The organism is Anaerotaenia torta, from assembly GCF_050433395.1.
Classification (GTDB): domain Bacteria; phylum Bacillota; class Clostridia; order Lachnospirales; family Lachnospiraceae; genus Mobilitalea; species Mobilitalea torta.
Window position 1 is genome coordinate 1 of record NZ_JBNPXH010000025.1, and the last position, 1,320, is coordinate 1,320.

The window sequence follows — 1,320 nt, forward strand, 5'->3', positions numbered from 1 at the left end:
AAACCGTGTTTACATGGGGAAGGAGGCGCGGTCATCATGGAACAAACTGTAACAAACCTGAGTGACGAGAGTCACCTTGCTGCTACGCTAGGCAGCATGAGGTAAGGAAACTTACAACAGGTCAAGCTAAAAAGAGCGCAGGGTGGATGCCTTGGCACTAAGAGCCGAAGAAAGACGTGATAAGCTGCGATAAGCTGCGGTGAGGAGCAAATATCCATCGACCCGCAGATTTCTGAATGGGGAAACCCGGCTGAGCAAACCTCAGTCACCGTATACTGAATCCATAGGTATACGGAGGGAACCCAGGGAACTGAAACATCTAAGTACCTGGAGGAAAAGAAAGAAAAATCGATTTCCTGAGTAGCGGCGAGCGAAAGGGAAAGAGCCTAAACCAGGCCAGTAATGGTCTGGGGTAATGGACCACAATAAGTGAGTCGTATGGTAGTGGAACGGTTTTGGGAAAGCCGGCTATAGAGGGTGAAAGCCCCGTACACGAAACCAGAAGACAGCGAGTGGGATCCGGAGTACCGCGAGACACGAGAAACCTTGCGGGAAGTCGGGGGGACCACCCCCCAAGGCTAAATACTACTTAGTGACCGATAGCGCATAGTACTGTGAAGGAAAGGTGAAAAGAACCCCGGGAGGGGAGTGAAAGAGAACCTGAAACCCTGTGTTTACAAGCTGTGGAACACCCTTATGCGGTGAACCGCGTACTTTTTGTAGAACGGTCCGGCGAGTTACTTTTACAGGCAAGGTTAAGGACAGAAAGTCTGAAGCCGAAGGGAAACCAAGTGTTAATAGCACGAGATAGTCTGTAAGAGTACACCCGAAACCGGGTGATCTATCCATGTCCAGGTTGAAGCCGCCGTAAAAGGTGGTGGAGGACCGAACACACATCCGTTGAAAAGGGTGGTGATGAGGTGTGGATAGGGGAGAAATTCCAATCGAACCCGGAGATAGCTGGTTCTCCTCGAAATAGCTTTAGGGCTAGCCCTGATAGAGATTAACGGAGGTAGAGCACTGAATTGCCTAGGGGGCGTCAAAGCTTACCGAAGCATATCAAACTCCGAATGCCGTAGAATTGATTATCAGGAGTCAGACTGCACGAGATAAGTTGGGCAGTCAAAAGGGAAAGAGCCCAGACCACCGGCTAAGGTCCCCAAGTGCGTGTTAAGTGGAAAAGGATGTGGGATTTCAGAGACAACTAGGATGTTGGCTTAGAAGCAGCCATACATTCAAAGAGTGCGTAATAGCTCACTAGTCGAGAGGTCCTGCGCCGAAAATGTCCGGGGCTAAAACACGTCACCGAAGCCGTGGAAA

General features: G+C 50.2%; 1 rRNA gene (only partly in view). It reads left to right on the top strand.

Going from position 1 to position 1,320, the window contains the following annotated elements:
• Nucleotides 1-119: 119 nt before the first annotated feature.
• Nucleotides 120-1,320 (top strand): 23S ribosomal RNA (locus HNQ56_RS23785); its annotated part runs 1,391 nt beyond the window's last position; the annotation flags it as partial.